Origin of the sequence: Streptomyces sp. NRRL B-1347 (genome assembly GCF_000720325.1) — a bacterium.
Classification (GTDB): Bacteria; Actinomycetota; Actinomycetes; order Streptomycetales; family Streptomycetaceae; genus Streptomyces.
Genome location: NZ_JOJM01000005.1, coordinates 35606 through 60699, shown reverse-complemented (window position 1 = coordinate 60699; position 25094 = coordinate 35606). Strand labels below are relative to the sequence as shown.

The following is a 25094-nucleotide window of genomic DNA, read 5'->3' as shown; positions in this document are numbered from 1 at the left end:
GACATCAACCCTGAGATCCCGGATCAGGTAGTGCAGAATTGCGCCATGGACCGGATTGATCTCGATATCTTGCGTGAGCTTCAGAAGGATGGCCGTCTCAGCAACCAGGAGCTGGCGCAGCGGATCGGCCTCAGCGCCTCCCCCTGCATGCGGCGGGTGCGGCAGCTGGAGCAGGACGGGGTGATCCAGGGCTACCGCGCGGTCGTGGACCCGGAGGCGGTCGGCCGCGGCTTCGAGGTCCTGGTCTCCATCGAGGTCCGCCGGGACCGGGAGACGGTCGAGGCGTTCGAGGCGGCGCTCCAGGACATCCCCGACGTCATCGAGGCGTACCGCCTCTTCGGCAGCCCCGGCTGTCTGCTGCGCATCGCGGTCGCCGACCTGGCCGCCTACGAACGCCTGTGGATCGAGCGGCTCACGGCCCTGGACGGGGTCACCGAGGTCAACTCCCAGATCATCATGAAGCGCATCAAGGAGCCGCGCGGTCTGCCCGTGGACCGGGGGGCGCCGAAGTCCTGAACACTCGGCCTCGGAGCGGAAGGTGAAGAGACACCGAAGAAGGGCGGGCCTCCCGTCGCCCGCCGCCGCACGGGAAAGTGAATCTTCACCGGCGCTTCGCCGATCCCCACCCCTTTCCTCAGGTTCTCCTCCCATTCGCCCTCGATCGCCCGCCGAGCAGGCCCTTTAGGTTTTGCTCATGCACACCACACGGATGACGCATCGTCTGAGCACCGGAGTCGCGGCCTTCGCCCTCGCAGCGGGGATCTGCGTCCTGCAGCCCGCCTCCGCCCAGGCTGCTCCGGCCCCCGAGTACTGGACCTTCAGGAACATCTACCTGAGCGGCAACCAGTGCCTCACCGGCGGGAAGATCAACGGCGGCACGACGAGCGTCTTCATGTCCAAGTGCAACGGAAGCAATTTCCAGCAGTGGGACTGGCGTGGCGACGACTCGGGGCCGTTCCCGATGAAGCAGCTCCAGAACAAGGCGACCGGTCTCTGCCTGGCCACCGACAACAAGAGCTGGGAGAACAACGCCGTCTGGACGAGCCGGTGCGAGTGGCGGGACGGCATGCGCTTCCACTACAACGACGACCAGAAGTCCATCATGTCGGCGCTGACCAGCTACAACGTCTTCCTGACCGCTCGTGAGTCCGGGGCTGTCTACAGTGCCACCGAGGATGATCCCGCGCAGAACACGTGGTTCGGATCGCACTGAAGGCCGTCCGCGCCCCTGGTCTTTTCACGGGGCTCGCCGAAGACACGTTCACGGGGCTCACCCAAGACACGTTCACAGGGCTCGCCGAAGGCATGGGGCTCGCCCAAGAACAGCTCCGCCAGGGGCCCGGGGGGGGCGGGCGAAGCCCTCGCCGACCGTCGGCTCGCCCTTCCCCTCCCGGCCCAGGGACCCGCTCGACCTCACTTCCGCAGCCAGTGGCTCACCGTCTCGCGCCACTGCTCGAACAGGGCCCGGTCCCCGATGACCTCGGGGCCTTCGGTGAGGACCGACTCGCGCTGGTAGAGGGCCAGCAGCAGGGCGGCGGCCGGGCCGCGGACCGCGACCGCGGCCTTCTCGTGCGTACGCCGGGTCGTGATGGCGTCGCCGGTGAGGTCGACGAGCCACTCCCCCGCGCTCGCGGGCTCGGCGTCGGTGGCGTGGAAGTGGACCGTGCGGCCGGGGCCGAGCAGGGCGCGCAGGTGCTCATCGGACTCGTAGACCTGCGGCAGCACGGTGAACTCCATCCATTCACCCACGCCGATCAGCGCGACGTCCGCGGCCAGGGCGTACGGACCGCCGACGGCGACGGCCGCGTCCGCCCGGTGCAGCACCGTTTCGAACAGCATGCGGCGCGCCCAGAACTCCGAGGTGCCGCCGGGCGCGGGCGTCCACACCGGAGCGTCGGGGCCCGCCGCGCGCAAGGTGTCCGCGAGGAGCGCCGCGCCCTCGACCACCCAGTCCGCGAGCGCGGCGGCGTCGGCCGCGTCGTCCCCCGCGACGTCGTCGACCTGGTCGTGGGGCACGGGGCCGCCCGCCCGGGTGCGGACCACGGCCTCGGCCCAGCGGTGCGCGCCGCCCACGTGCCGCAGCAGGTTGCCGAGGCTCCAGCCGGGGCAGGTCCGCACCGGCACCGCGAGGTCGGCGTCCTTGACCTGGGTCCTCAACTGCTCTGCCTGCGTGATGATTTCGGATACGTGACGATCGAAGGTGACCTTGGTCATGCCTTCACGGTAGATCATGCCCTCGGGCCCCGGCGCGGGCTTTGTTCACGCCACCGCCCGGCGCCGCGGCCCGCGCGTCAGGACGCGGTCGCCAGGAACTGCGTCGCCGCCAGCTCCCCGTACAGCGGGTCCTCCGCCACGAGCTCGTCGTGGGTGCCCGTCGCGCGGACCCGGCCCGCGTCCATGACGACGATCTGGTCCGCGAGCGTCACCGTCGACAGGCGGTGCGCGACGACCAGGACCGTCACCTCGCGGGACACGTCGGCGACGACGTCGCGCAGCGCGAGTTCGTTGACCGCGTCGAGCTGCGAGGTGGCCTCGTCCAGGAGCAGCAGCCGGGGCTTGCGCAGCAGGGCGCGGGCGATGGCCACGCGCTGGCGCTCGCCGCCGGACAGCTTGGAGCCGCGGTGGCCGACGACCGTGTCGAGGCCGTCGGGCAGCCGCTCGACGAGGGCGTCGAGACGGGACCGCACCAGGACGTCGTGGAGGTCGGCTTCGGTGGCGTCCGGGGCGGCGAACACGAGGTTCTCGCGCAGGGTGCCCGCGAGGACGGGCGCGTCCTGCTCGACGTAGCCGATGGTGGCGCGCAGGTCGGCGAGCGGCCAGTCCCGCACGTCCTTGCCGTCGACGAGGACGCGGCCGCCGGTGGCCTCGTAGAACCGCTCGACCAGTCCGAACACGGTGGTCTTGCCCGCGCCGGACGGGCCGACGAACGCGGTCATGCCGGGGCTGGGGACGGTGAAGCTCACGCCGTGGTGGACCAGGGGCAGCTCGTCCTGATAGCGGAAGGTGACGTCGTCGAAGGCCACGGAGGCGGGGGTGTTCTCCGCCCCGGCCGCGCGCGGCGACGGCTCGTCGAGCTCCTCGGTCTCCATGCGCTCGGCCCGCACGATGCGGGCGACGGCGGCGGATCCCACCTGGTACTGGGTGACCGCGTCGACGAGCCTGCTCACCGGGTCGATCAGGTAGAAGAGCAGCATCAGGAACGCCACCAGGGTGGCCACGGAGATCGACTCGTTGGCGACGCGCGCGCCGCCGACGCCGAGCACCGCGAGGAACGACACCTGGATGGCGAAGCCCATGGAGCTCCACGCCACCGCCTGCCACTTCGCGGACTTCACGCCGTACCGCCACGCCTCGTGGGCGGCCTCCTCCACGGCGGCCGTCTCGCGCCGCTCGGCGCCGGAGGCCTTCATGGTGCGGAAGGCGCCGAAGGCGCGCTCCAGGGCGGTCGAGATCATGCCGACGGCTTCCTGGGAGCGCTCGGTCGCCTTGGAGATCTGCGGCATGACCAGGGCGGTGGCACCGCCGATGAGGACGATCACGCCGAGGGTGACGCCGAGCAGCACCGCGTCCATGAAGGCCATCATCACGATGGTCGCGATGACGGTGAGGGCGCCGGAGAACGCCGACACCACCGACTGCGTCGTGACGGCCTGCAGCAGCGTGGTGTCCGAGGTGACGCGGGACATCAGATCGCCGGGCTGTACGCGCTCGATCTCGCTGACCTTCAGCCGCAGCAGACGGCGTATCAGGGAGCGCCGGGAGTCCAGGACGACGGACTGGGCGGTGCGTTCGAGGACGTAGCTGCCGATGGACTCGACGGCGGTGCCGATGACGAGGAGCCCGGTCAGCAGGATCAGGATCGAGGAGATCGACTCGTCGTCGGACAGCCGGTTGACCAGTTCCTCGATGGCCACGGGCTGGGCGAGACCGGTGGCCGCGCCGATGAGCGTGAACAGCGCGCCGAGCGCCACCGCGCCGCGGTGCGGCCGGAAGTGCCGGTAGAGCACGCTCCAGGTCTCTTTGGCCGGCAGGCGCTCGGGCCTGCCCGCCTCGCTCTCGGCCTTCGTGGGCTCCTTACCGCTGTGTTCAGTCACGTTTTGCTCAGCCTTGGTCTGCTCGGTCGGGTCTCTCTCGGCATGGGCCGCTTCACGGAAGAAGGATCAGCACCAGTCACACCTGGCAGGACGCAGCGCGAGGGCACCTTGCCTGACACGGCCGCACAGATATTCGAGAATCGATTTCCAGCCAGTCAGCGCCTCAGCGCAGGCGCAGCCGCAGCTCACCGACCCGCAGCAGCCGGGCGAGCAGCAGATAGCCGAGGCCCATCGCGACCGCGCCGGTGGCGAGCGCGAGCGCGGTCCGCAGGGTGCCCGCGGCCGCCCCGGCCGCGAAGCCGTGCGCGACCGCCCAGGCCAGCGCCCCCGCGGGGGCGGCGGCCAGGCCGAGCTTGCCGTAGGTGCGGAGCAGGCGCTTGCCGTCCATGCGCCCGCCGAGGCGCCTGCGCAGCAGCCGTGCGGTGAGCAGCAGGCCCACGGCGTACGACAGCGTGTACGCGCCCGCCATGCCGACGACCGCCCAGCGCGCCGGGAGGAGGTGGTGGCAGGCGGCGGCCAGGGCGATGTTCACGGCGGCGATCCACACGGCCATCCAGAACGGCGTGCGCGTGTCCTCGAAGGCGTAGAAGCCGCGCAGCAGCAAGTACTGGGCGGAGAACGGGATCAGTCCGAGGCCGAAGGCCTGGAGCATCTGGCCGAGGGGCTGCACGGAGGCGGCGTCGGCCGTGCCGTGCCCGAACAGCAGGGCCGCGGTCTGCGGGCCGAGCGCGAGGAAGAAGAACCCGGCGGGCACGATGACGACCCCGGTCAGGCGCAGCGCGCGCGACAGCTCGCCGCGCAGGTCGTCGGTGCGCCCCTGCGCCGCCGCCGTGCTCAGCCGCGGGAGCAGCGCGGTGACCAGGGAGACGGTGACGATGGACTGCGGCAGGAGCCAGATGGTCTGCGCGTACGAGTACGCCGTGTATCCGGCGCCCGCGGTGGGCAGTTGCTGGTCGGCCGCGTTGGCGTAGTTCGTGACGACGGTGAGCGCGACCTGGTTGGCGAGGACGAACAGCAGGGTCCAGCGGGCCGCCCGCGCGCTCTTGCGCAGGCCCGCGCCGCGCCAGTCGAACCGCGGCCGGAAGCGGAAGCCCGCCGCGCGGACGTACGGGATGAGGGCGAGCGCCTGGAGGGCGATGCCGCAGGTCGTGCCGATCCCGAGGAGGCGGACCTGGCCGGCGGTGATGTCCCCGACGCGGTCCGGCGCCGTCATGAGGCTCAGATAGGCGCCGAACATGCCGATCAGGACGACGTTGTTGAGGACGGGCGTCCACATCATCGCGCCGAACTTCTCCCGGGCGTTGAGGACCTGCCCCAGCATGCCGAACATCCCGTAGAAGAAGATCTGCGGCAGCAGGAACCGCGCGAAGACGACGGTGAGTTCGAACGCCTCGTGGTGCTCCGGGGTGTCGCGCATGTACAGGCCGACGATCTGGGGAGCCGCCCAGACCGCGAGCGCCGTGCCCGCGGCGAGCACGCACAGCACGAGCGTGACCAGGCGCTGCTCGTAGGCCCGGCCGCCGTCGGGCTGCGTCGTCCGGGCGCGGACCAGCTGCGGTACGAGCACGGCGTTGAGGGCGCCGCCGATCAGCAGGGTGTACAGGCCCGTCGGGACGGTGTTCGCCGTGTTGTACGTGCTGGCCAGCAGGCCGGTGCCGAGTGCCGCCGCCTGGAGGACCTGGCGGATGAGGCCCGTCGCGCGGGACACGACGGTGCCAAGGGCCATCAGGAGCGAGGAGCGGGCGAGGCCGCCGCCCTTCCCCGGACCGCCGCCGCCCCTCCTCCTCGGCCCGCCGCCCTCCCCCGGCCCGGCAGTGACCTTCCTCGGTTTGGCGCCGCGCTTCGGGGCGGCGTGCCGGCCTCTCCCGCCGCCCCGTCCGCGTCGTCCGTGTCCCCGTCGTCGATCCGCCGGCGGCAAGCCCGCCGGGGTGTTCGTCCCCTCCGTCATCGCGCCAATCTACCCAGGGGTGACGATCAGGCCGAAAGGTGACGCCGGCCCGACCGCCGGTGCCGGGCCTACGCCTTGAACGTGTCGGGCCGCTCCGGGCTCGCCGCCGCCAGGGCCTTCGTGACCTCCGCCGTGCCCGCCCGCAGCCCGTACACCGGGGTGTCGGGCTGCTGGCGCCAGGACTCGTCGATGCCGCCCGCGTCGACGGTGTCGAAGCCGATGGCGTCGATGAGGTCGCGGACGGTCCGCTTCGCCGCCTGGTCGTCCCCGGCCACGGGCAGCGCCATGCGGTCGGGGTCGCCCGCGGGCAGCGGCTTGTCGAGGATGTCCGCGGCGTACGTGCCGTTGAACGCCTTGATGACCGCGTGGCCGACGTGCTGCTCGGTCCAGCGGCTCTCGGTCAGGCCGTTCTCGATGGCCTCGATCTTGCCGTCGCGCTGCGGGTAGTAGTTGCCGGTGTCGATCACGGCGAAGCCGTCGGCCGCCTCGTCGAACAGGCCCGACGGCAGGTCCGGGATGCTCTTGAGCGGGACCGTCACGACGACGACCTCGGCGCCGCGCGCCGCATCGGCCGCGGTGACGGGCGTGGCCCCGGTCTCCTCGGCGAGGGCGGTGAGCGTGTGCGGGCCGCGGGAGTTCGCCACGGACACGTCGTGGCCGAGCGCGGTCAGACGGCGGGTGAGGTTCCCGCCGATCTCGCCCGCGCCGATGATGCCGATCTTCATGAGGTCCTCCAGGGCCAGGACGCGTCGCGACCGGATGCCGTCGACGCATGTGTGCCTCCAACCCCGGGAGCGGATGGTCTATTTCTCTGTGAACGGGCGATGAACAGGGCGATGAACAGGGCGCGGAGCGCGGGGCCGCCCGGCGTTGGCCATTCCCGCCCTGCCATCGGATATCCAATGGCAGCGACTCGTTCTCCTATTGGCCGCCTATGACTGGGACGGCCTACCTTCGGGGCATGTCGAAGATTCTTTTCGTGCTGACCGGCGCCGCGCACTGGACCCTCGCCGACGGCACCCCGCACCCGACGGGCTTCTGGGCCGAGGAGGCCGTGACGCCCTACGCGGCCCTCAAGGCGGCGGGCCACGAGATCGTGGTCGCCACGCCGGGCGGCGTCGTACCGCCCGTGGACCGGGCCAGCCTCGCGCCGGAGGTGACCGGCGGCGAACGGGGCGCCGCGGAGACCGCCGCCGCGCTCGCCGCCTTCACCGAGCTCAACTCCCCGGTCCCGCTCGACGAGGTGGACCTGGACGCCTACGCCGCCGTCTTCTACCCCGGCGGCCACGGCCCCATGGAGGACCTGGCGGTCAACGCCGCCTCCGGCAGGCTGCTGGCCCGCGCGCTGGAGTCGGGCAAGCCGCTCGCCACCGTGTGCCACGCCGCGGCGGCACTCCTCGCCGCCACCGCGGCCGACGGCACCAACGCCTTCGCGGGCCACCGCCTCACCGGCTTCACCAACGCCGAGGAGAGCCAGGCCGGTCTGGCGGACAAGGCCCCGTGGCTGCTCCAGGACCGTCTCGTCGAGGCGGGCGCCGCCTTCGAGGAGGGCGAGCCCTGGGCCCCGTACGTGGTCGTCGACCGCAATCTGATCACCGGTCAGAACCCGGCGTCCTCCGCCGGGGTGGCCGCCGAGCTCCTCAAGCACCTGGCCGACTGAGGGCCGTGGGCGGCGGAACGTCCTGCGCCGCACCGCCCCGCCCTGTCCCGGGCTGTCCCGTCCTGTCCTGTCCGACGTGACGCCTCACCTGCGCGTGGGGAGCGGCTGCCGGGCACCGGCCGACAGTCTGCCGGTGCCCGGCCGAAGCCGCTCTTCGCCTCCCGTTGCGCATAGGTTCGGTGCACACACCTCGTGTCACCCATGCCGTGTCGTTCGTACGTTGTGATCCATGTGTCGCGACCGTACGCTGTGAAAGGACCGCTCCCCATGAGCACCCCGAACACCTCGCGTCCCGCCGCCGCCTCGGGCACGTTCGCCCTGGGCGGTGACCTGCCCGTCCACCGCCTCGGCTACGGAGCCATGCAGCTGACCGGCCCCGGCGCCTGGGGCGAGCCCAAGGACCGGGACGAGGCCGTCCGCGTACTGCGCCGCGCCGTCGAGCTCGGCGTGACCCTCATCGACACCGCGGACGCCTACGGCCCGTTCGTCAACGAGGTCCTCATCAAGGAAGCGCTGCACCCGTACGCCGACGACCTGGTCATCGCGACCAAGGCCGGCTTCAGCCGCCCGGGCCCGGACGAGTGGGAGCCCATCGGCCGCCCCGAGTACCTGCGCCAGCAGGCCGAGTTGAGCCTGCGCCACCTCGGCGTGGAGCGCATCGACCTGCTCCAGCTGCACCGCATCGACGAGCAGGTGCCGCTCGCCGACCAGCTGGGGGCGCTCGTGCAGCTCCAGCAGGAAGGCAAGATCCGTCACATCGGCCTGTCCGAGGTGAGCGTCGAGCAGCTCGCCCAGGCTCGCGCGATCGCGGAGATCGTCTCCGTGCAGAACAAGTACAACCTGGCCGACCGCGCCTCCGAGGACGTCCTGGAGTACGCCGAGCGCGAGAACATCGCGTTCATCCCGTGGTACCCGATGGCCACCGGCGAACTCGCGCGCCCGGGCGGGCCGCTCGACGCCGCCGCGAAGGAGCAGGGCGCCTCCCCCTCACAGCTGGCCCTCGCCTGGCTGCTGCGCCGCTCCCCCGTGGTGCTCCCCATTCCGGGCACGTCCCGGGTGGCGCACCTGGAGCAGAACACCGCGGCCGCCGGGATCACCCTCACCGACGCCCAGTTCGAGGCGCTCCAAGCCGCGGTCTGACCTCCGCCCGTCACGGCTCCCGGCGCTCACCGGCCACGGTGGGCGCCGGGCCGCCCGCCCCTCCCGCGCCGCGCGCGAGCAGCACGGCGGACGCGGCGACCAGACCGCCGCAGACCATCACCGCGGCCACCGACGCCTGATCCACCACGGCACCGCCGACCAGCGCGCCCAGCGAGAAGGTCGCCTGGAAGGAGGCGGTGAACAGGACCGAGGCCGCCTCCGGAGCCCCGGGCGCCGCGACGGCGAACCAGGTCTGCGAGCACACCGGTACGGCTCCGTACGCGACTCCCCAGACGACGAGCAGCGCGACCGCGCCGCCCGCCCACCGCCCGACGACCGGCAACAGCAGCGTGGCCAGGGCGATCAGGCCCGCCGCGGCGGCGAACGCGGCCCGCGGCCGACGCGCCGCCACCGCCCCGCCGACGAAGTTCCCGACGACACCGGCCGCGCCGTACGCAAGCAGGAAGAGGGTCACGAGGCCCGGGCCCGCCTGCGTCACCTCGCCCAGGAAGGGCGCCACGTACGTATAGGTGCCGAAGTGCGCGAGGACGACGAGGAACGTCATGAGCAGCGCGAGCCGGATCCCGGAGCGGCGCAGCAGTCCGCGCAGGACCCTCGGGTGCACGGCTTCGGCGGGCGGCAGCGGAGGCAGCAGCACCAGCATCGCCACCCACACGGCCACGGTCAGGACTCCCATGGCGGCGAAGGCGGTCCGCCACCCGGCGACGTCCCCGACGAAGGTGCCGAGGGGCACGCCCAGCACCGAACCCAGGGGCACGGCGGAGAAGATGACCGTCTTCGCCCGCGCCACCGACTCCCGGGGCACGAGGCGCTCGGCAAGACCGGCCGCTATCGACCAGAAGCCGCCGATGGTGACGCCCACGGCGACGCGGGAGACGAGCACGAGCCAGTAGGAGGGCGCGGCCGCCGCGAGTGCGCTGGCGGCCGCGAGCAGCAGCATGAAGGCGCCGAGCATCGTGCGCCGGTCCACACGTGCGGTTGCCATGGTCACGACAGGGGCGGACAGTGCCGCCAGCAGGCCGGGCATGGTCATCATCAGCCCCGCCGTGCCGTCCGTGACCCGGAAGTCGCGTCCGATGGCGGGCAGCAGGCCGATGGGCAGGATCTCCACCGTCACGATGGCGAAGATCCCCATCGTGACGGAGACGACGGCGAGCCAGCGGACGAGCGGAGGCCGGGCGTGCGCGGCGGGCGCTCCGGAGGCGGGCAGGGCTGCGGCGGCGGTGGCGGAAGGCATGGGTCCGTCCTGGTGAGGGGCTGATCGCGGACCTCAGTCCAGCAGGGGGTGCCACCCGAGGTCTGGCAGGTACGCGACGTCGTAGTCCGCGTCCGGTCCCCGCGCGCCTCGCTCCCCTGAGCCTGCCGGAGGCCTGACGCCGGGCCGCGCCACCGCCCCGCCGGAAATTCCCCGGCACCCTCCCGTCGACGGCTGCTACCATCCCCGCCATGATCACGTCCGAGTACCGCTTCGCGATGATGCCCCGCCAACGGGGCTGCTGATACCGGACGTTCGCGTTTCCGAGGCCCCGAGTCGGGGCCTCGTTCTGTTTCCGGCTCGGAGCCCCGCCTCTCCCACTGGAGGTTCCGATGACCACACCCCGTACGTACGTCACGACGACGATCCCGTACGTCAACGCCCGCCCGCACCTGGGCTTCGCGCTCGAACTCGTCCAGGCGGACGTCCTCGCCCGCCACCGGCGCCAGCGGGGCGACGAGGTCCGCTTCCTGAGCGGGACGGACGACAACTCCCTGAAGAACGTGCTGGCCGCCCAGGCCGAAGGCGTGCCCGTGCAGGACCTGGTCGACCGCAACGCGGAGGCCTTCGCGGCGCTGCGCGCACCGCTCGCCCTCTCCTTCGACGACTTCATCCGCACCAGCCGCGACCCGCGCCACCGCGTGGGCGTGGAGCAGCTGTGGCGCCGGTGCGCGGCCTCCGGGGATCTGTACCGCAAGCACTACGAGGGCCTGTACTGCGTCGGCTGCGAGCAGTTCTACACCCCGGCCGAGCTCGTCGAGGGGCGCTGCGCCGAGCACGGCACCGAGCCACAGCTCGTCGCGGAGGAGAACTGGTTCTTCCGGCTCTCCCGGTACGCGGACCGGCTGCGCGAGCTGATCTCCTCCGGCGAGCTGCGCGTCGAACCCGCCGCGCGCCGCAACGAGGTGCTCGCCCTCATCGACGGCGGCCTGCACGACTTCTCCGTCTCGCGCTCGCACACCCGCGCCCGCGGCTGGGGCATCCCCGTCCCCGACGACCCCGGCCAGGTCGTGTACGTGTGGTGGGACGCCCTCGGCAACTACGTCACCAGCCTCGGCCTCGGCACCGACGACCCCGCATACACCCGCTGGTGGGAGGGGAGCACCCGCCGCGTCCACCTCGCCGGCAAGGGCGTCGTGCGCTTCCACGCCGTCTACTGGCCCGCCATGCTCCTGTCGGCGGGCCTGCCGCTGCCCACGGACGTCCTCGTGCACGACTACCTCACCGTCGACGGCCGCAAGATCAGCAAGTCCGGCGGGACGACCGTCGACCCGGCGGAGCTTGCCGCCGCGTACGGCACGGACGCGGTCCGCTGGTGGCTGCTGCGGGACGTGCCCCGGGTCGGGGACGCGGACTTCACCCGGGAGCGGCTGGTCGTCCGGGCCGACGCCGACTTCGCCGGGGGCCTCGGGAACCTCGTCAACCGGGTCGTGACGATGGCGCACCGCTTCCGCGACGGCCGGCTCCCCCGTACGAGGGGTGTCGTCGCGGGCACCGAGCGGCTCGACGCGGCCTGTCGCCACGTGCGGGACGACATCGACGCGGCCCTGGCGGACTTCGACTTCCGGCGGGCGACGGCCGCGGTGTGGCGGATCGTGGAGGAGGCCAACCGCTGCGTCGACGCGACGCGCCCCTGGGAGCTGGCCAAGGCCGAGCGCGCCGGGGACCGGCAGGCGGGCGCCGACCTGGACGCGGTCCTCGCCGCCCTCCTGCACGCCTGCCGCACGCTCTCCGACCAGCTCGCCCCCTTCGTCCCGGAATCTGCGGCCCGTGTCGCGGCCCAGCTGACGGAGGCCGACGGCCGCATCCCAGCGGCACGGCCCCTGTTCGCACGGGTCGACGGGCCCGGGGACTGAGCACCCAGCGGGCCGCAGGACGGCACGGGCCAGCACGTCGGACTTCGTAGCCGGGCGACAACTGATCGTGACATTCGGCGACTCAGGGGCGCCCACCACCTCACCCGAGCGACCGGTGCACACCTGTGCGCCCGCACTTGAGACCCGCGGCCAAGCCGTGGAACCCTCAACGCCCGTAAGACGTCGAGAGATTCACACCCCTTCGCGTCGGCCTTTTCGAGCACAGGATCGACTCGCCTTCTTACAGCCCGTGACCAGCGAAACCCACCCGTGCCGCTCCGATAGCATGATCCGACTCACGACCGCCCCCTGCCCGCCCCCGACCGGAAAACCGTGCCGCCCAGCACACCGGGCGAACCGTTTAGCTAACGTCTAACAAATCGGCCAAACAATTGATATCCATAGTATCGCGGCTGCTTTCGCGAATTAACTGCAGAATTTCATTCGCCACGTTGCGCCAACCACGGGTGATCCTGTGGGCCACCGCGGGTGTGGTGACCCTCGCATTCCTCGTCGTCCTGGAAATCGCCGCGCGTCGCTACGGGCTTCCGGGGCCGATCACCAACCAGGTGCAAGAGGTCGTCTACCCGCCTGCTTCGGGGCCGCTGCTGTACGCGGGCATGGCCCTGATGATGGTGGTGCTCACCTGGCGGGAAAGGTTCGTCGCGCTCGGCATCGCGGTCGCGATCGACATTCCGTTCTTTCTGGTGCGATGGGCGCTCGGTGAAAAGCTGACGTTCGGCAACGGCGCGCTGTGGGTGGTTCTGGGCTACGCGGTCATCGCCGTCACGCGGCGCACCGGCCGGGAGCGGATGCTGCTCCTGAAGGGCGTCGGCCTCGGTCTGCTGCTCGTGGCCGGCCGCAAGACCGGCGACGCCTGGCTGCTGATCACGTCGAAGACCCGGCCGACGGTGCTCGACCAGTACGTGGCGACCGCCGATCACGCGCTGGGCAACCCGTCGTGGCTCGCGGGCCGGATCGTCCGGGCGGCCGGCCCGTTCGGCGAGCACTTCCTCGACTTCGTCTACGTCCAGCTCGCGGTGGCCGCGGTGGTCGTCGCGGCGTACCAGCTGCGGAACGTGGCGGGCGAGCGCCGCTTCCCGCGCCACCATCTGGTGCGCACGTTCCTGGTGATCGGCCTCCTCGGGCCGAGCATCTACATGATCTTCCCGGTGGTCGGGCCGGTCTTCGCCTACGGCACGGGCGCCTTCGGCACCGGTGGCGAGCACTGGGCGGTGGCCAACATCTGGCCGGACACGCTGCCTGGCATGACGCCTGGCCCCATGACGTACGACGAGATCACCCCGCGCAACTGCATGCCCAGCCTGCACACCGCGTGGGCCACGATCATCTTCGTGCACTCCCGCACGGGCCCGAGGGCGCTGCGCTACGCGGGCACGTTCTGGCTCGTCGCCACGCTCGCCGCGACGCTCGGCTTCGGCTACCACTACGGCGTGGACCTCATCGCGGGCGTGGTGTTCGCGCTCACCATCGAAGTGGCCGTACGCTCCCTCGCGCTCGGCTGGGACCGGTCCGCCATCCAGCTGGTCGCCCACGGCCTGGCCGTTTTCGCCGCGCTCCTGGTGTCCTATCGCTATCTGGCCGTGGAAATGGCCACCTACCCGTGGATATTCGGCCCGCTCCTCATCCTCGCGATGAGCTCCGTGATCTACGGCTACATCCGCACCACCAAACGCTCGGCCCCCAAGCCGACCCGCTCCCTGCACCCGGAACCCCAGCCCGAATTGGTGTGACTCCCCGGCTGCGGGTCGCACGACTTCCCGACAGCCGCACTCCGGCACCAGGACATCCCGAGCCCTCCGCGCGTGGCCGTGCGCGGAGGGCTCGGGCATGTCTCGGGCCGCGGCCTCCGGACGATCGCCGCGTCAGGGATGCGCAGACTGGGGCATCCCGCTCGACCGGGTCGACGACGATGACCCGCCGGTGGGCCTGTTCTCGGATTATCTACCGCAGGGCGTCTGGCAGCCCTTCCTCGGCCGGGTGTCTCTTGCGTGCGTCGAAATGGTTCTGAGCGAGACGCTCATGGCCCGCCGCTACGGCCCGTACGGGCGCGAGTGCTTGGCCACCGCGGAGGCCGTCGCCGCCGTCGAGGCGGCCTGCGCGGCCGTCGCGCTGCCGCCCTGCCCGGCGTGGTACGACCCGCAGGGCGAACCCACGCGCTGGTTCTCCGCCCCCGGGAAGCTGCTGTGCCTGGAACCCAGCCCGACCGAGCCCACCCTCGTCGTCATCGGTCAATCGCCGGGCGACGTGCTGGAGATCGTCGCCACGGTCCCGGGCGAATGGCCCGCCGATGAGCCCGTGCCGTACGAGGAACCGGCCCCCTTCGAGGACGTGCCCTTCTGAGGCTGAGCAGTCCATCCGCCCTGCCCGCATGGCAGCATAGGTGGGCTTTTCGTCATTGCTGCCGTTGCCGTCCCGTTGAAGAATTCCTCGTATGACGCGAGAGAGCATTCAGGTAGGGGCGGGGACGGATTCGGGTGACAGTGCGTGGGGGGAGTTCGGGATTCCCGGGAGTGAGTTGGCGTGGGCGGCGTTGCGGTATGCGCGGGGCATTGAGATGCCGGTGATGTTCCATCACAGCATGCGTACGTACTTGTACGGCCGTTGTGTCGGTGAGCGGCGCGGGGTGGTCGCCGGGCGTGACTACGACGACGAGTTGTTCTTTCTCGGATGCGTGCTGCATGACGTCGGCCTCACCGAGGAGGGGAACGGCGAGCAGCGGTTCGAGGTCGACGGCGCGGACCTCGCCGCCGAGTTCCTCACCCGGCAGGGGGTGTCGGCGGAGCGGGTGGAGGTCGTGTGGGACGCGATCGCGCTGCACACGTCCGAGGGCATCGCCTCGCGCAAGCGGCCCGAGATCGCGCTGGTGTGCGCGGGGGCCAGGATGGACATCGCGGGGAATGCCGACCTGCTGCCGCCCGGGTACGCCGACCGCGTGCACGCCGCGCTCCCCCGTCGGCACACGGCCGCGGTGCTCCACGACGTGATCGTCGCCCAGGCCCTCGCCGAGCCGCGCAAGGCCCCGCTGTTCAGCCTGCCCGGCGAGTTGCTCCAGCTCAGGACGGGAACCCCGCGGCCGACGTGGCAGCAGATCACTCAGTCACCGGGCTGGAACGACTACGCCGGTTACGAGGGGTAGACCGGGCCCGTGCGGCGAGCGGCGCGCGCTCACGCTCCGGCCGCCGCCTCCTTCGCCCGCCGGTGGCTCGCCACGCGCTCCCGGGTGGCGCAGCGGCGCGAGCAGTAGCGCCGGGCCGCGCCGCCGCCGACCGCGATGTACACGTTCGCGCAGCGCGGTGACGCGCACAGGCCGCCCGGAGGGCGCTGGCGGTCCCACACGAGCACGGTCAGGGCCATGCACGACGACGCGAGGAGCCACTCCGCCCACGGCGCCTCGTCGTCGCTGTCCAGGTGCGGGTGCCACGGCGTGCCGCCGCCGTGCGCGGTGAGGCGGACGGGGCCGCAGTGCTCGGCGAGGACGCGGTTCAGGCGGTGCGCGGCGGCGTCCACGTCGGGCGCGGCGAAGACGTCGCGCAGGGCCGCGGCGGCGGTGCGCATCGCCCGCACGTCCTCGGCGGTCAGATCGAGCGGGTCGTCCTCGCCGTACTCGCGCAGCACCGCCCGGACCGCCTCCACCTCCGGCGCCGGGCCGCCCAGGACGTTGACGAGCGCGGCGGTGCGGTGCGCGGTGCGCAGCACGGAGTGCCGGGTCGACCAGTCGTCGTCCGGGTCACTGTCGGCGGTGTCCACGTTCCCGATGTCGTTCATCGACCACCCCATGGCCTCGCTCATCGAAGGTTCTCGTGGGATTGTAACGCTCTTCCATTGCATTTGCGTTACTGCGTAACGTGCCGAGCATGATGATGCGTTACAGGCTTGCGTGCTACTTGGCGGGCGCCACCGCGGCCCGTACCGGTGACGAGATGTCGGGGCCCGCCCTGCTGCTGGTCGGGCTCGCCGTCACCGGGTCCGCGTCCGCCGCGTCCGCGCTGCTCGCCGGGATCACGGTGTCGGCGGCGGTGGGCGGCCCCGTGATCGGCGCCGTGCTCGACCGGGCGGCACGGCCGGGGCGGCTGCTCGCGGCCGCGCTGGCCGCGTACGCGGTGACGCTGCTGCTCATCCTGCTGAGCCTGGGACGGATCCCGTTGCCGGTGGTGGTCGCCGCCGCCGTGCTCGGCGGGCTGCTCGGTCCCGCGCTCGCCGGCGGCTGGACCGCCCAACTGCCGCGCGTGGCCGCCCCGGACGGACTGCCGCGCGCCACCGCGCTCGACGCGCTGACCTACAACCTCGCAGGACTGGCAGGACCGGTCCTGGCCGGGCTCGTGGCCCTGCTGGCCGGTGCCCCGGCGGGCGTCGTCGTGTCCCTCACGCTGATCCTGCTCGCGCTGCCCGCGGCCTGGGCCCTGCCCGGCCGCCCTTCGGCGTCCGACGACGGCTCGGCGACGGCGCCCCGGGCCGCCCCCGCGCCGTCGATCGTCGACGATCTGGTCTCCGGGTTCGTCGCCATCGCCAGCACCCGGCCGCTCGCCCGCGCGACCCTGACGTCCGTCGTCTCGTACGTCGGTGTCGGCATGCTCGTCACCTGCACGCCCCTGCTCGGCGACGCCGCGTTCGGCTCGCCGCACTCCGGTACGTTCCTGCTGACCGTCCTGGCCGCCGCGGCCCTCGCCGCGAACGCCCTGCTGGCCAAGCGGCCGCGGCTGCTGCGGCCCGACGCCACCGTGCTGGCGAGCACGCTCGCCCTCGCCGCCGCGTTCGCCCTCGCCGCGACGGCGTCGCCGGTGCCGCTCGTCGCCGCGCTGGTCATCGCGGGAGCGGCCGAAGGCCCCCAGCTCACCGCGCTGTTCGCGATCCGGCACCGCGAGGCGCCGGAGCGGCTGCGCGGCCAGATCTTCACCACCGGCGCCAGCCTGAAGATCACCGGATACGCGGTCGGAGCGGGCCTCGGCGGGCCGCTCGCCACCTGGTCCCTGCCCGGCGCCCTCCTCGTGGCCGCGGGCTGCGAACTCCTCGCCGCGGTGGGCTACATGGCCTGCACCCCGCCGTCGGGACGCCTCGGCTGGCGGCCCACACGCCCGTGGGCGAGAGCCGGATCGGGCACCTGACCAGGGGGACGTCACCCGGACGCGCAGCCGCCGTACCCTGGCGACCGCCGCGCGTCGCCGTAACGTCCGCATCGCCCTTCACTGCTGCCCCACCCGGAAAGGCCCCCGATGTCTCCCAGAGCGGCGAGCGATGCCGTGGTGCTCCAGGACTACGACCAGCACGGCCGGGTGTGGGCACTGGCCCCGGCCACGGGCCTCCTCACCCCCGCGGCCGGGCGCTGTCACGGCTTCCTCCACCTCGACGGCGGGGCGGGCGGCGCGGGTGAACTGCCCGTCGCCGCCGCCCTGTACGCCGAGGGGCCGGGCGCGGGCGTGCTGTGGCTGCAGTACGGGCCCCGGCGGTGGGACTGCGCCACGGTCTCCGTACGGCAGGCGTGCGAGGCGGACGGGCACCGTCTGTTCACGGTCTTCGGCCCGCGCGGACCGGAACTCGAACTCCGCTACCCGGCACCGGATCCGGGCCCCGCGGACCCCGGCGACGACTGGATCGCCACGGTCGCCGACGACTTCTTCCTCTGGGCCGCCGAGCGCCTCACCGACGACACCGAGGGCGCACGGCGCGCACTGCTGGAGCACTTCGGGACGGGTTTCCTGCCCGCGTGATTCAACATGCCCTAGTAAGCCCCCGAAGCGATGAGTCCGTGAGCGAGCCGGAGTCATTACACGTACTAGAGGGTGCCACGCGAAGCGGCACCGACGTACAGCGACCCGGAGGTGTGCCATGTGTGCCCATCAGCCGCCGTGCCCGTCAGCGCAGGGTTCCGACCGGGACGCCGCGCTGGTCGTCAGCGCCCACCCCGAACAGGGCTGGAGTCTGCTGTGCAACGGCACCATCGTGTTCGACGACACCGGTGAACTCCTGCCCGACGGACGCGTGGTGCCACCACTGAGCTCTCTGGCACCGCAGCCGCCGACCTTGGCGATAGCGGCCTGAGCGGCACGCTTCCCCGGTCACCGACGGGCTTCACGGGCCGCGGTCACGGCAGGATCGCGCCGAGCAGCGCCCGCGCGCACAGGTCCCGTACCTGGTCGCGGCCCAGCTCCCCGTCGTCGAGCGCGTCGAGCCACTCCAGGCACACGGCGACCATGAAGGCCAGCCAGCCGCGGACGGCCAGGCGCACGGCGGGCAGGTCGTCGCCCAGGTGCGCGGTCCCGGGGTCGGCGGCGAGGGCCGCGAGGATTTGCCGCTCCTGGGCGGCAAGGCCCTCGCGGTAGACCTCGCGCACCACCGGATCACCGGCCGCCTCCGCGCTGTGGAAGGCGCGGAAGCCCTGGGCGTTCCTCTCGACGTACGCGAGGAACACATCGAGACCGGTGCTGATCTGCTCCCGGAACGGCAGGCCCGGCTCGGCCGCCGTCAGGTGCAGCATGCGCGCGCTCTCCCGCTGGACGACGGCGGCGAAGAACTCCCGCTTGGTCGGGAAGTAGTGGTAGAGCAGGCCGCGCGAGACGCCCGCGATCTCGGCGACCTGCTCGATCCAGACCTCGTCGTAAGGGTTCCGCGCGAAGAGGCGGGCACCCACGGTGAGCAGCTGTTCCTTGCGCTCCTCCGTGCTGAGTCTGCGGCGGGTGCGCTCCTGGGCGTTCGCGGCCATGCCAGCACCTTACTTGACGTCGGTTCAACGGCGGGCGGAGACTGGCCCCGCCTATTGAATCCACGTATAAGAAGGCCGAACTCGGCCTGTCGGCAAGGGAGATGGTGGTCGTGGCGCAGACGACGCGGCAGCCGGGCGGTGCCACCACCGCGCTGCCCAAGGGGTTTCGTGGCGCGGAGCTCGGCTGGCCGCAGCTGCGCCGGATCCCGCATCCGCCGCGTCGCGTGCCGCTGCTCGGGGACGTGCTCGGCGTCCATCCGCGCACGCCGATCCAGGACTCGATGCGGATCGGGGCCGGCCTCGGGCCGATCTTCCGGCGCAAGGCCTTCGGCAAGGAGATCGTGTTCGTGTGGGGCGGACGGCTCGCGGGCGAACTCGCCGACGAGACCCGGTTCACCAAGCACGTGGGGCTCGGCGTCGCCAATCTGCGGCCGGTGGCGGGCGACGGCCTGTTCACGGCGTACAACCACGAACCGAACTGGCAGCTCGCGCACGACATCCTCGCTCCGGGCTTCAGCCGGGACGCCATGGCGGGCTACCACCCTCTGATGCTCGACGTGGCCGGGCAGCTGATGGCCCGCTGGGACGCCGACGCGGCGGCGGGGCGGGCCGTCGACGTGCCCGGTGACATGACCAAGCTGACCCTGGAGACCATCGCCCGCACCGGCTTCGGGCACGACTTCGGGTCCTTCGAGCGCGCCCGGCCGCACCCGTTCGTGACCGCCATGGTCGGCACGCTGTCGTACGCCCAGCGCCGCAACGTCGTACCGCCCGTGCTCGCGCCCGTACTGCTGCGCGGTGCCGAGCAGCGCAACGCCGCCGACATGGCGTACTTGAACCGGACCGTGGACGAGGTGGTGACGGCCCGCCGCGCGGCGGACGCGTCGGGCGCGCGCGGGGACCTCCTGGACCGGATGCTGGAGGTCGCGCACCCGAGGACCGGCGAGCGCCTTTCGGCCGAGAACATCCGGCGGCAGGTCATCACGTTCCTGGTGGCCGGGCACGAGACGACGTCCGGCGCCCTGTCGTTCGCCCTTCACTATCTGGCGCGCGACCCCGAGGTGCTCGCCCGCGCGCGGGACGAGGTGGACCAGGTGTGGGGTGACGCGGCGTCACCGGCGTACGAGCAGGTGGCGAAGTTGCGGTACGTGCGCCGTGTGCTCGACGAGTCGCTGCGGCTGTGGCCGACGGCGCCCGCCTTCTCGCGGGAGGCCCGCGAGGACACCGTGCTCGGCGGCGTGCACCCGATGCGCCGCGGCGCCTGGGCGGTGGTCCTGGCCGTGATGCTGCACCGGGACCCGGAGGTGTGGGGAGAGCGGCCGGAGGAGTTCGATCCGGACCGGTTCGTGCCCGCCGCCGTGCGCTCGCGGCCCGCGCACGCCTTCAAGCCGTTCGGCACGGGCGCGCGTGCCTGCATCGGCCGTCAGTTCGCGCTGCACGAGGCGACGCTGGTGCTCGCCCTGCTGCTGCGCCGCTACGACCTGCGGCCCGAGCCCGACTACCGGCTGCGGGTCACCGAACGCCTCACACTGATGCCCCGGGGTCTGCGGCTGCGACTCACCCGCAGAGGCGTTCCGGCGTCGTCGTAGGGGTACGCGCGGGGCGCTTGAGGGGCAATTGTCAGACCCGTGCGCAAGAGTGGAGGTTGCATCTTCACCCATCGGACCCGCGGGCTAAGGAGTCAAGCGACATGACCGGCACGACGTACCCCGAACTGGCCGCGGCCCAGGCCTGCTTGCGGCTGCTGCACACCGCGCGCGCCGCGCTCTCCGACCCCGTGACACCGCAGACCGCCGCGCTGCTCGCCGTGCCGATCGCGGACGCCGACGAGGCCCTGCGCCGGGCGGGCCTCGCGGGCAACGAGGCGGCGTTGCTGAACCGCATCTACGACCTCGCACCCCTGCCGGCCCCCGCGCGCGAGGGGAGCCTGCGGTGACCGGCGACGACAGCGGCCGGGCCGGGACGGCGGCCGGGTCCGGCGACGACGGCGGGCGGAGCGGCACGGAAGGCGGCGCGGAGACGGCGAAGAGCAACGCCGCGTACGGCAAGAAGCCCTTCAAGCGCTCCAAGAGCCACTTCGCCGACCGCGTCACGGCGGACGGCCGCGACGGCTGGCCGGTCGAGGCCGGGCGCTACCGCCTGGTGATCAGCCGCGCCTGCCCCTGGGCCGGCCGCGCCGCCATCTCCCGCCGCCTGCTCGGCCTGGAGGACGCGCTGTCCCTCGCGGTCGTCGACCCCCTCCAGGACGACCGGAGCTGGCGCTTCACCCTCGACCCCGACGGCCGTGACCCGGTGCTCGGCATCCGCTATCTGAGCGAGGCGTACGACGCCCGCGAGACCGGCTATCCGGGCGGCGTGAGCGTCCCCGCCCTGGTGGACGAGCCCAGCGGCAAGCTGGTCACGAACGACTACCAGCAGCTGACCCTCGACCTCGCCACCGAGTGGCGGGACCTGCACCGGCAGGGCGCGCCCGACCTGTATCCGCGGCCGCTGCGGGACGAGATCGACGACGTCATGGAAGGCATCTACCGCGACGTCAACAACGGCGTGTACCGCGCGGGGTTCGCCTCGACCCAGAGCGAGTACGAGGCCGCCTGCCGGGACGTGTTCCACCGGCTGGAGGAGACCTCGCGGCGCCTCGCGGACCGCCGCTATCTGGTCGGCGACAGCATCACGGAAGCCGACATCCGCCTGTTCACGACCCTGGTGCGCTTCGACGCCGTGTACCACGGCCACTTCAAGTGCAACCGCCGGAAGCTGTCCGAGGACCCGGTGCTGTGGGCGTACGCCCGCGATCTCTACCAGACGCCCGGCTTCGGCGACACCGTCGACTTCGACCACATCAAGCGGCACTACTACGAGGTGCACACCGGCATCAATCCGACGGGCATCGTGCCGCTCGGACCCGATCTCGACGGGTGGCTGACGCCGCATCACCGCGAGCGGCTCGGCGGGCGTCCGTTCGGCGACGGGACGGCACCGGGGCCGGTCCCTGCGGGCGAGGAGGTGCCGGTGACGGGGCAGCCGTGACGGAGGGCTCCAGGGCCCTCCGGGGCGGCCGGGCGTGGGTTCCTCCTCAGGCACGCCCGACGGGTGAGGCCTGCCCCGGCCGTTCGACGGCTCGGAGGACGTGTCCCGCTCCGTCCTCCGCCGCCATCGCGCGGGCGACAGCCTTCGCCGCGGCCGTGTGCGCGCCCTCGTGGACGGCACGGGTGAGGGCGTCGGCGAGGCGTTCCGCCGTGAGCCTCTTGAACGGGACGGCGGTGGGCGCGGCGCCAAGGGCGACAAGCCGGGCGGCCCAGAAGGGCTGATCGGCGGCGACGGGCACCGGCACGGCGGGGACCCCGGCGCGCAGTCCCGCCGCCGTGGTGCCCGCGCCCGCGTGGTGCACCACGGCGGCCATGCGCGGGAAGAGCAGGGCATGCGGCACCTCACCGACCGTCAGAATTCCCTCGCCCGTCGCCTGCAGACCGGCCCGGCCGGTCTGCAGGACGCCGCGAAGCCCTGCCTTGCGCAGGGCCGCGACGGCCAGTTCGCTCAGCCGCTCGCCCGCACCCGCACCCGCACCCGCACCCATGCTGCCGAAGCCGATGAAGACCGGGGGCGAGCCGTCGCCCAGGAAGTCCTCGACGGCGGACGGCAGCCGGGCCTCCGGCGCGTGGTGCGGCCACCAGTTCCCCACGACGTCGAGCCCCGGACGCCAGTCGGCCGGGCGCCGCACGACGGCCGGGGAGAAGCCGTGCAGCACGGGCCAGCCTGCCGCTTCCTGCCGGGCACGGACGGCGGCGGGCGCGACGGCGGGCAGGTCGAGCCGGGCGCGCAGGTCCCGGATCGCGTCGGCGTAGACGCGGTCGACCATGCGCAGCGAGAAGCGGCCCGCCGCCCGGTTGCCGAGGGCGCCGAGGGAGCGCCCGCCGCTCAGCACGGGCGCGAAGTCCCGGGTCGGATGGGCGGGCTGGAGGTAGGCGCCCAGCGTCGGCACGCCCATGGCCTCCGCGAGCTGCCGGCCGAGCGGCGCGGTGGTGGTGGACAGGAGGAGCAGGTCGGCGCCTTCCTCGGCGACGTCGGCGATTCCGGCGCCGAGCTGCCGTACGAAGGCGCTCGCGGTCCGGATCAGGTCCTTGCGGCCGGCAGCGGGCCCGCTCGCCCCCGGATCGGCGGGCAGGGGGCGGAAGCGCAGGCCGCAGTCGCGCACCAGGCGCTCGAAGGTGCCGTGGGTGGCGAGTGTGACGTCATGGCCCGCCGCGCCCAGGTGGGCGCCGAGTCCCGTGTACGGGGCGATGTCGCCGTACGAGCCGGCGGCGGTGATGAGGATCTTCATCGGTTTCCCCCGCCGGTGGACGACGCTCCGGGCGATCCGCCCTCAACCTCAGGTTTAGGGTGAGGTTGAGGGTCTGCGGGTTCGTGTGCGGCGGCGTTCGCGCGGACGGCCTCCCACAGGTACCGCGCCAGTCCGGTCCGCTGCTGCGCGGGCGGCACGAGCAGGGCGAACGCCCGTGGATCGGCCACGAAGTCGTCCGCGATACGCAGGTGCATGGCGGGCGGGCAGTCCGTGAACCAGCGGCTGACGTGCTGCCGGTGCCGCTCGGCGAGCGCCCTGGCCGTGGATCCGTCGGCGGGCTCGTCGGCGTCGAAGGCCGCGAGGACCTCGGTGCGCCAGGCCGCCGCCTCGCCCATGATGCGGACCCAGTCCTCCTTGGAGTGCTCGGCGGCGCGGGCCATGGCCTGCCGGTGCCCGGCGCTGTCCTGCCACTTCAGCTCGGCCTCGGTGGCGTAGCTGAGATCGAAGCTGATCTCGCCGAACACCTCGAACCGCTCGCGCGGGGTGAGCCGTACGCCGGTCTGCTGCACCTCCATGGCCCGCTCGGCGACGTCCACGAGCCGCTCCAGCTTGCCGATCTGCTCGCGCAGCGCCTGATGGCGGGCCCGCAGCTGGTCGAGCGCGTTGGCCTGCGGGTCCGCCAGGATCTCCGCGATCTCGTCGAGCGCGAAGCCCAGTTCCCGGTAGAACAGGATCTGCTGGAGGCGGCCGAGGTCGGTGTCGCTGTAGAGGCGGTAGCCGCCCGGGCTGCGCTCGCTCGGCGCCAGCAGTCCGGCACGGTCGTAGTGGTGGAGGGTACGGACTGTGACCCCGGCGAACCCGGCGACCTGTCCGACGGTGTAACTCATGGCGCTTGCCCTTTCGTCGGCGTACAGCGTGCGGCCTGACGTGACGTGAGGGTCAACCGGGACGTCGCAGCCCGACGCCAGAGCCCGCCGGTCGTCGCGACAAGAGCGCTGGGCCGCCGACGCGACTGGAGCGCGGGGCAGCCGGTCCGCACCCCTTTGTTAATGGAAGCCATTTTCATGTACGGTCGACGCGTCCGCCCACCCCAAGCCCTGGAGGTTCACGATGGCCGTCCCCAAGCGGAAGATGTCCCGCAGCAACACGCGTCACCGCCGCGCCCAGTGGAAGGCCAGCACGGCCCAGCTCGTCCCGGTCACCGTCGACGGCGTCACGCTGCACGTGCCGCAGCGCCTGGTCAAGGCGTACGAACGCGGGCTGATCCCGGTCGAGCGCTGACCCGGCGGCCCCGCTCCCCCGGCGCTGAGGGATCATGCCGGGATGACTGATCATCTGTCTGAACCGGCGACGGCCGTACGGCTCGCGGAGTACACGCGTGCCGACCAGAACGAGATCCTCGGCGACGGCCCCGACCCCTTCGGCGTCGCGGACACCGGCCTGACCTGGCTGCCCAAGGAGGAGCACTTCGGCGTCCGGCTCGACGGCCGCCTGGTGGCCCACACCGGTGTGCTGCGGGTGCCGATAGCGATCGGTGACACCGAGACCGAGGTGGCGGGCATCGGCGGAGTGGCCGTCGCTCCGGACGTACGGGGGCGCGGCCTCGCCCGCGCCGCCATGGCCGCGGCCCTGGACCACGCCCGGACGACGGGGCCGCGCCACGGGCTCCTCTTCTGCCGTCCGCCGCTCGTCGCCCTGTACGAGCGGCTCGGCTGGCGGACCCTCGACCAGGACGTGCACGTCGAGCAGGCCGAAGGGCCCGTGGTGATGCCGCTGCGGACCATGTGGACGCCACTGCGGGACGGGGCGGACTGGCCCGCGGGAGAGGTCCGGCTCCTGTCGTTCCCCATGTGACACGTGACCGCGGCGGGCCTCGGGCCTCAGGTCAGGAGCCGCAGCATCCGCCGGCACGCCTCGCCCTCGTCCAGGCCTCGTGCCAGCGGGTGCCGCTCCCCTCTTTCGTACGTCCCGACCTCCCACGCCCCCGGCCCGTCCCCGCGCAGGTACACGAAGTCCGGGGGCGTGGGCGCCGGTTCGTGGACGCCCTCGATCCAGTAGTAGCCGTCGGCCACACTTGTGGCGCGCAGCGCGGACCGCAGTGCGTGGACGTCCACGGT

26 protein-coding genes are annotated in these 25094 nt (G+C 72.6%); 16 read left to right on the top strand and 10 right to left on the bottom strand.

Annotated elements, in window-relative coordinates:
• Positions 1 to 45 precede the first annotated feature (45 nt).
• Both IG74_RS0107655 and IG74_RS0107650 read left to right on the top strand, forming a co-directional pair.
• Positions 46 to 516 (top strand): Lrp/AsnC family transcriptional regulator, encoded by a 471-nt coding sequence (locus IG74_RS0107655; protein ID WP_030671715.1) that lies wholly within the window; start codon positions 46 to 48, stop codon positions 514 to 516.
• A 178-nt stretch (positions 517 to 694) separates the two neighbouring features.
• Positions 695 to 1213, top strand: a complete 519-nt coding sequence (locus tag IG74_RS0107650) for an RICIN domain-containing protein (RefSeq protein WP_030671712.1) — start codon at positions 695 to 697, stop codon at positions 1211 to 1213.
• A 200-nt stretch (positions 1214 to 1413) separates the two neighbouring features.
• On the opposite strand, the gene IG74_RS0107645 is transcribed toward IG74_RS0107650, so the two are convergent.
• The 4 genes from IG74_RS0107645 to IG74_RS0107630 all read right to left on the bottom strand — a co-directional run bounded on the left by IG74_RS0107645 (position 1414) and on the right by IG74_RS0107630 (position 6767).
• On the bottom strand, positions 1414 to 2214 hold the full coding sequence (locus IG74_RS0107645; protein WP_030671711.1) for a maleylpyruvate isomerase family mycothiol-dependent enzyme: 801 nt from the start codon (positions 2212 to 2214) through the stop codon (positions 1414 to 1416).
• 77 nt (positions 2215 to 2291) lie between these two features.
• Positions 2292 to 4031, bottom strand: coding sequence for an ABC transporter ATP-binding protein (locus IG74_RS0107640; protein ID WP_037824823.1), 1740 nt, complete (start codon positions 4029 to 4031; stop codon positions 2292 to 2294).
• A 226-nt stretch (positions 4032 to 4257) separates the two neighbouring features.
• On the bottom strand, positions 4258 to 5820 hold the full coding sequence (gene murJ / locus IG74_RS0107635) for a murein biosynthesis integral membrane protein MurJ (protein ID WP_037824770.1): 1563 nt from the start codon (positions 5818 to 5820) through the stop codon (positions 4258 to 4260).
• A gap of 290 nt (positions 5821 to 6110) precedes the next feature.
• Entirely contained in the window at positions 6111 to 6767 is a 657-nt protein-coding gene (locus tag IG74_RS0107630) for an NADPH-dependent F420 reductase (RefSeq protein WP_030671703.1), read from the bottom strand.
• 236 nt (positions 6768 to 7003) lie between these two features.
• On the opposite strand from IG74_RS0107630, the gene IG74_RS0107625 reads away from it, so the two are divergent.
• Both IG74_RS0107625 and IG74_RS0107620 read left to right on the top strand, forming a co-directional pair.
• Positions 7004 to 7702 carry a type 1 glutamine amidotransferase domain-containing protein gene (locus tag IG74_RS0107625; RefSeq protein ID WP_030671698.1) on the top strand — a complete coding sequence of 233 codons (699 nt, stop codon included), beginning with the start codon at positions 7004 to 7006 and terminating at the stop codon, positions 7700 to 7702.
• A gap of 267 nt (positions 7703 to 7969) precedes the next feature.
• Positions 7970 to 8842: an aldo/keto reductase gene (locus tag IG74_RS0107620; RefSeq protein WP_030671696.1), complete on the top strand. Its 873-nt coding sequence runs from the start codon at positions 7970 to 7972 to the stop codon at positions 8840 to 8842.
• Positions 8843 to 8852: 10 nt separating this feature from the next.
• On the opposite strand, the gene IG74_RS0107615 is transcribed toward IG74_RS0107620, so the two are convergent.
• The gene (locus IG74_RS0107615; protein WP_051854682.1) at positions 8853 to 10100 is read right to left on the bottom strand and encodes an MFS transporter; all 1248 of its coding nucleotides are present in this window, start codon (positions 10098 to 10100) and stop codon (positions 8853 to 8855) included.
• A 350-nt stretch (positions 10101 to 10450) separates the two neighbouring features.
• Here IG74_RS0107615 and IG74_RS0107610 point away from each other — a divergent pair, with 350 nt between their 5' ends.
• The 4 genes from IG74_RS0107610 to IG74_RS0107595 all read left to right on the top strand — a co-directional run bounded on the left by IG74_RS0107610 (position 10451) and on the right by IG74_RS0107595 (position 15134).
• A complete protein-coding gene (locus IG74_RS0107610; RefSeq protein ID WP_030671692.1) occupies positions 10451 to 11974 on the top strand; it encodes a methionine--tRNA ligase in 1524 nt (507 codons plus the stop codon).
• A 437-nt stretch (positions 11975 to 12411) separates the two neighbouring features.
• A complete protein-coding gene (locus IG74_RS0107605) occupies positions 12412 to 13728 on the top strand; it encodes a phosphatase PAP2 family protein (protein ID WP_234334272.1) in 1317 nt (438 codons plus the stop codon).
• Between the two features lie 268 nt (positions 13729 to 13996).
• Positions 13997 to 14338 carry a hypothetical protein gene (locus tag IG74_RS0107600; RefSeq protein WP_051854681.1) on the top strand — a complete coding sequence of 114 codons (342 nt, stop codon included), beginning with the start codon at positions 13997 to 13999 and terminating at the stop codon, positions 14336 to 14338.
• 238 nt (positions 14339 to 14576) lie between these two features.
• On the top strand, positions 14577 to 15134 hold the full coding sequence (locus IG74_RS0107595; protein WP_234334265.1) for an HD domain-containing protein: 558 nt from the start codon (positions 14577 to 14579) through the stop codon (positions 15132 to 15134).
• A 29-nt stretch (positions 15135 to 15163) separates the two neighbouring features.
• Here the strand turns inward: IG74_RS0107595 and IG74_RS0107590 are convergent, their stop codons facing one another.
• Positions 15164 to 15763: a CGNR zinc finger domain-containing protein gene (locus IG74_RS0107590; protein WP_030671684.1), complete on the bottom strand. Its 600-nt coding sequence runs from the start codon at positions 15761 to 15763 to the stop codon at positions 15164 to 15166.
• A gap of 89 nt (positions 15764 to 15852) precedes the next feature.
• On the opposite strand from IG74_RS0107590, the gene IG74_RS0107585 reads away from it, so the two are divergent.
• The 3 genes from IG74_RS0107585 to IG74_RS0107575 all read left to right on the top strand — a co-directional run bounded on the left by IG74_RS0107585 (position 15853) and on the right by IG74_RS0107575 (position 18034).
• Positions 15853 to 17100, top strand: a complete 1248-nt coding sequence (locus IG74_RS0107585; protein ID WP_030671682.1) for an MFS transporter — start codon at positions 15853 to 15855, stop codon at positions 17098 to 17100.
• A 108-nt stretch (positions 17101 to 17208) separates the two neighbouring features.
• Positions 17209 to 17703 carry a hypothetical protein gene (locus IG74_RS0107580; protein ID WP_158857518.1) on the top strand — a complete coding sequence of 165 codons (495 nt, stop codon included), beginning with the start codon at positions 17209 to 17211 and terminating at the stop codon, positions 17701 to 17703.
• A 118-nt stretch (positions 17704 to 17821) separates the two neighbouring features.
• Positions 17822 to 18034: a DUF5999 family protein gene (locus IG74_RS0107575; RefSeq protein WP_030671678.1), complete on the top strand. Its 213-nt coding sequence runs from the start codon at positions 17822 to 17824 to the stop codon at positions 18032 to 18034.
• A gap of 43 nt (positions 18035 to 18077) precedes the next feature.
• Here IG74_RS0107575 and IG74_RS0107570 read toward each other — a convergent pair whose 3' ends face one another.
• Positions 18078 to 18695 (bottom strand): TetR/AcrR family transcriptional regulator, encoded by a 618-nt coding sequence (locus IG74_RS0107570; RefSeq protein WP_030671677.1) that lies wholly within the window; start codon positions 18693 to 18695, stop codon positions 18078 to 18080.
• A gap of 101 nt (positions 18696 to 18796) precedes the next feature.
• On the opposite strand from IG74_RS0107570, the gene IG74_RS0107565 reads away from it, so the two are divergent.
• From IG74_RS0107565 to IG74_RS0107555, 3 genes are all read left to right on the top strand, one after another.
• Positions 18797 to 20284 (top strand): cytochrome P450, encoded by a 1488-nt coding sequence (locus tag IG74_RS0107565; RefSeq protein ID WP_324607493.1) that lies wholly within the window; start codon positions 18797 to 18799, stop codon positions 20282 to 20284.
• Positions 20285 to 20385: 101 nt separating this feature from the next.
• Positions 20386 to 20631: a hypothetical protein gene (locus IG74_RS0107560; RefSeq protein ID WP_051854680.1), complete on the top strand. Its 246-nt coding sequence runs from the start codon at positions 20386 to 20388 to the stop codon at positions 20629 to 20631.
• Complete coding sequence (locus IG74_RS0107555) at positions 20628 to 21725, top strand: glutathione S-transferase family protein (RefSeq protein ID WP_051854679.1); 1098 nt, start codon at positions 20628 to 20630, stop codon at positions 21723 to 21725. Before IG74_RS0107560 ends, IG74_RS0107555 begins: the two co-directional genes overlap by 4 nt.
• A gap of 46 nt (positions 21726 to 21771) precedes the next feature.
• Here IG74_RS0107555 and IG74_RS0107550 read toward each other — a convergent pair whose 3' ends face one another.
• Both IG74_RS0107550 and IG74_RS0107545 read right to left on the bottom strand, forming a co-directional pair.
• The gene (locus tag IG74_RS0107550) at positions 21772 to 23016 is read right to left on the bottom strand and encodes a glycosyltransferase (protein ID WP_030671663.1); all 1245 of its coding nucleotides are present in this window, start codon (positions 23014 to 23016) and stop codon (positions 21772 to 21774) included.
• Complete coding sequence (locus IG74_RS0107545) at positions 23013 to 23864, bottom strand: MerR family transcriptional regulator (protein WP_078868652.1); 852 nt, start codon at positions 23862 to 23864, stop codon at positions 23013 to 23015. The genes IG74_RS0107550 and IG74_RS0107545 overlap by 4 nt, the downstream gene beginning before the upstream one ends.
• 223 nt (positions 23865 to 24087) lie before the next feature.
• Here IG74_RS0107545 and rpmF point away from each other — a divergent pair, with 223 nt between their 5' ends.
• Both rpmF and IG74_RS0107535 read left to right on the top strand, forming a co-directional pair.
• Complete coding sequence (gene rpmF / locus IG74_RS0107540; protein ID WP_030671657.1) at positions 24088 to 24258, top strand: 50S ribosomal protein L32; 171 nt, start codon at positions 24088 to 24090, stop codon at positions 24256 to 24258.
• A 42-nt stretch (positions 24259 to 24300) separates the two neighbouring features.
• Positions 24301 to 24831, top strand: coding sequence for a GNAT family N-acetyltransferase (locus IG74_RS0107535; protein ID WP_030671654.1), 531 nt, complete (start codon positions 24301 to 24303; stop codon positions 24829 to 24831).
• A 26-nt stretch (positions 24832 to 24857) separates the two neighbouring features.
• Here IG74_RS0107535 and IG74_RS0107530 read toward each other — a convergent pair whose 3' ends face one another.
• Positions 24858 to 25091, bottom strand: coding sequence for a hypothetical protein (locus IG74_RS0107530; RefSeq protein ID WP_030671651.1), 234 nt, complete (start codon positions 25089 to 25091; stop codon positions 24858 to 24860).
• Positions 25092 to 25094: the final 3 nt, after the last annotated feature.

Bases quoted from the DNA above. Each gene is read 5' to 3' on its own strand.
- IG74_RS0107545 (WP_078868652.1), bottom strand. From the start codon at position 23,864: ATGAGTTACACCGTCGGACAGGTCGCCGGGTTCGCCGGGGTCACAGTC.
- IG74_RS0107560 (WP_051854680.1), top strand. From the start codon at position 20,386: ATGACCGGCACGACGTACCCCGAACTGGCCGCGGCCCAGGCCTGCTTG.
- IG74_RS0107580 (WP_158857518.1), top strand. From the start codon at position 17,209: ATGTCTCCCAGAGCGGCGAGCGATGCCGTGGTGCTCCAGGACTACGAC.
- IG74_RS0107620 (WP_030671696.1), top strand. From the start codon at position 7,970: ATGAGCACCCCGAACACCTCGCGTCCCGCCGCCGCCTCGGGCACGTTC.
- IG74_RS0107630 (WP_030671703.1), bottom strand. From the start codon at position 6,767: ATGAAGATCGGCATCATCGGCGCGGGCGAGATCGGCGGGAACCTCACC.
- IG74_RS0107615 (WP_051854682.1), bottom strand. From the start codon at position 10,100: ATGCCTTCCGCCACCGCCGCCGCAGCCCTGCCCGCCTCCGGAGCGCCC.
- IG74_RS0107570 (WP_030671677.1), bottom strand. From the start codon at position 18,695: ATGGCCGCGAACGCCCAGGAGCGCACCCGCCGCAGACTCAGCACGGAG.
- IG74_RS0107585 (WP_030671682.1), top strand. From the start codon at position 15,853: ATGATGATGCGTTACAGGCTTGCGTGCTACTTGGCGGGCGCCACCGCG.
- IG74_RS0107610 (WP_030671692.1), top strand. From the start codon at position 10,451: ATGACCACACCCCGTACGTACGTCACGACGACGATCCCGTACGTCAAC.
- IG74_RS0107645 (WP_030671711.1), bottom strand. From the start codon at position 2,214: ATGACCAAGGTCACCTTCGATCGTCACGTATCCGAAATCATCACGCAG.
- IG74_RS0107625 (WP_030671698.1), top strand. From the start codon at position 7,004: ATGTCGAAGATTCTTTTCGTGCTGACCGGCGCCGCGCACTGGACCCTC.
- IG74_RS0107655 (WP_030671715.1), top strand. From the start codon at position 46: ATGGACCGGATTGATCTCGATATCTTGCGTGAGCTTCAGAAGGATGGC.
- IG74_RS0107600 (WP_051854681.1), top strand. From the start codon at position 13,997: ATGGTTCTGAGCGAGACGCTCATGGCCCGCCGCTACGGCCCGTACGGG.
- IG74_RS0107590 (WP_030671684.1), bottom strand. From the start codon at position 15,763: ATGAACGACATCGGGAACGTGGACACCGCCGACAGTGACCCGGACGAC.
- IG74_RS0107595 (WP_234334265.1), top strand. From the start codon at position 14,577: ATGCGTACGTACTTGTACGGCCGTTGTGTCGGTGAGCGGCGCGGGGTG.
- IG74_RS0107575 (WP_030671678.1), top strand. From the start codon at position 17,822: ATGTGTGCCCATCAGCCGCCGTGCCCGTCAGCGCAGGGTTCCGACCGG.
- murJ (WP_037824770.1), bottom strand. From the start codon at position 5,820: ATGGCCCTTGGCACCGTCGTGTCCCGCGCGACGGGCCTCATCCGCCAG.
- IG74_RS0107650 (WP_030671712.1), top strand. From the start codon at position 695: ATGCACACCACACGGATGACGCATCGTCTGAGCACCGGAGTCGCGGCC.
- IG74_RS0107550 (WP_030671663.1), bottom strand. From the start codon at position 23,016: ATGAAGATCCTCATCACCGCCGCCGGCTCGTACGGCGACATCGCCCCG.
- rpmF (WP_030671657.1), top strand. From the start codon at position 24,088: ATGGCCGTCCCCAAGCGGAAGATGTCCCGCAGCAACACGCGTCACCGC.
- IG74_RS0107565 (WP_324607493.1), top strand. From the start codon at position 18,797: ATGGTGGTCGTGGCGCAGACGACGCGGCAGCCGGGCGGTGCCACCACC.
- IG74_RS0107535 (WP_030671654.1), top strand. From the start codon at position 24,301: ATGACTGATCATCTGTCTGAACCGGCGACGGCCGTACGGCTCGCGGAG.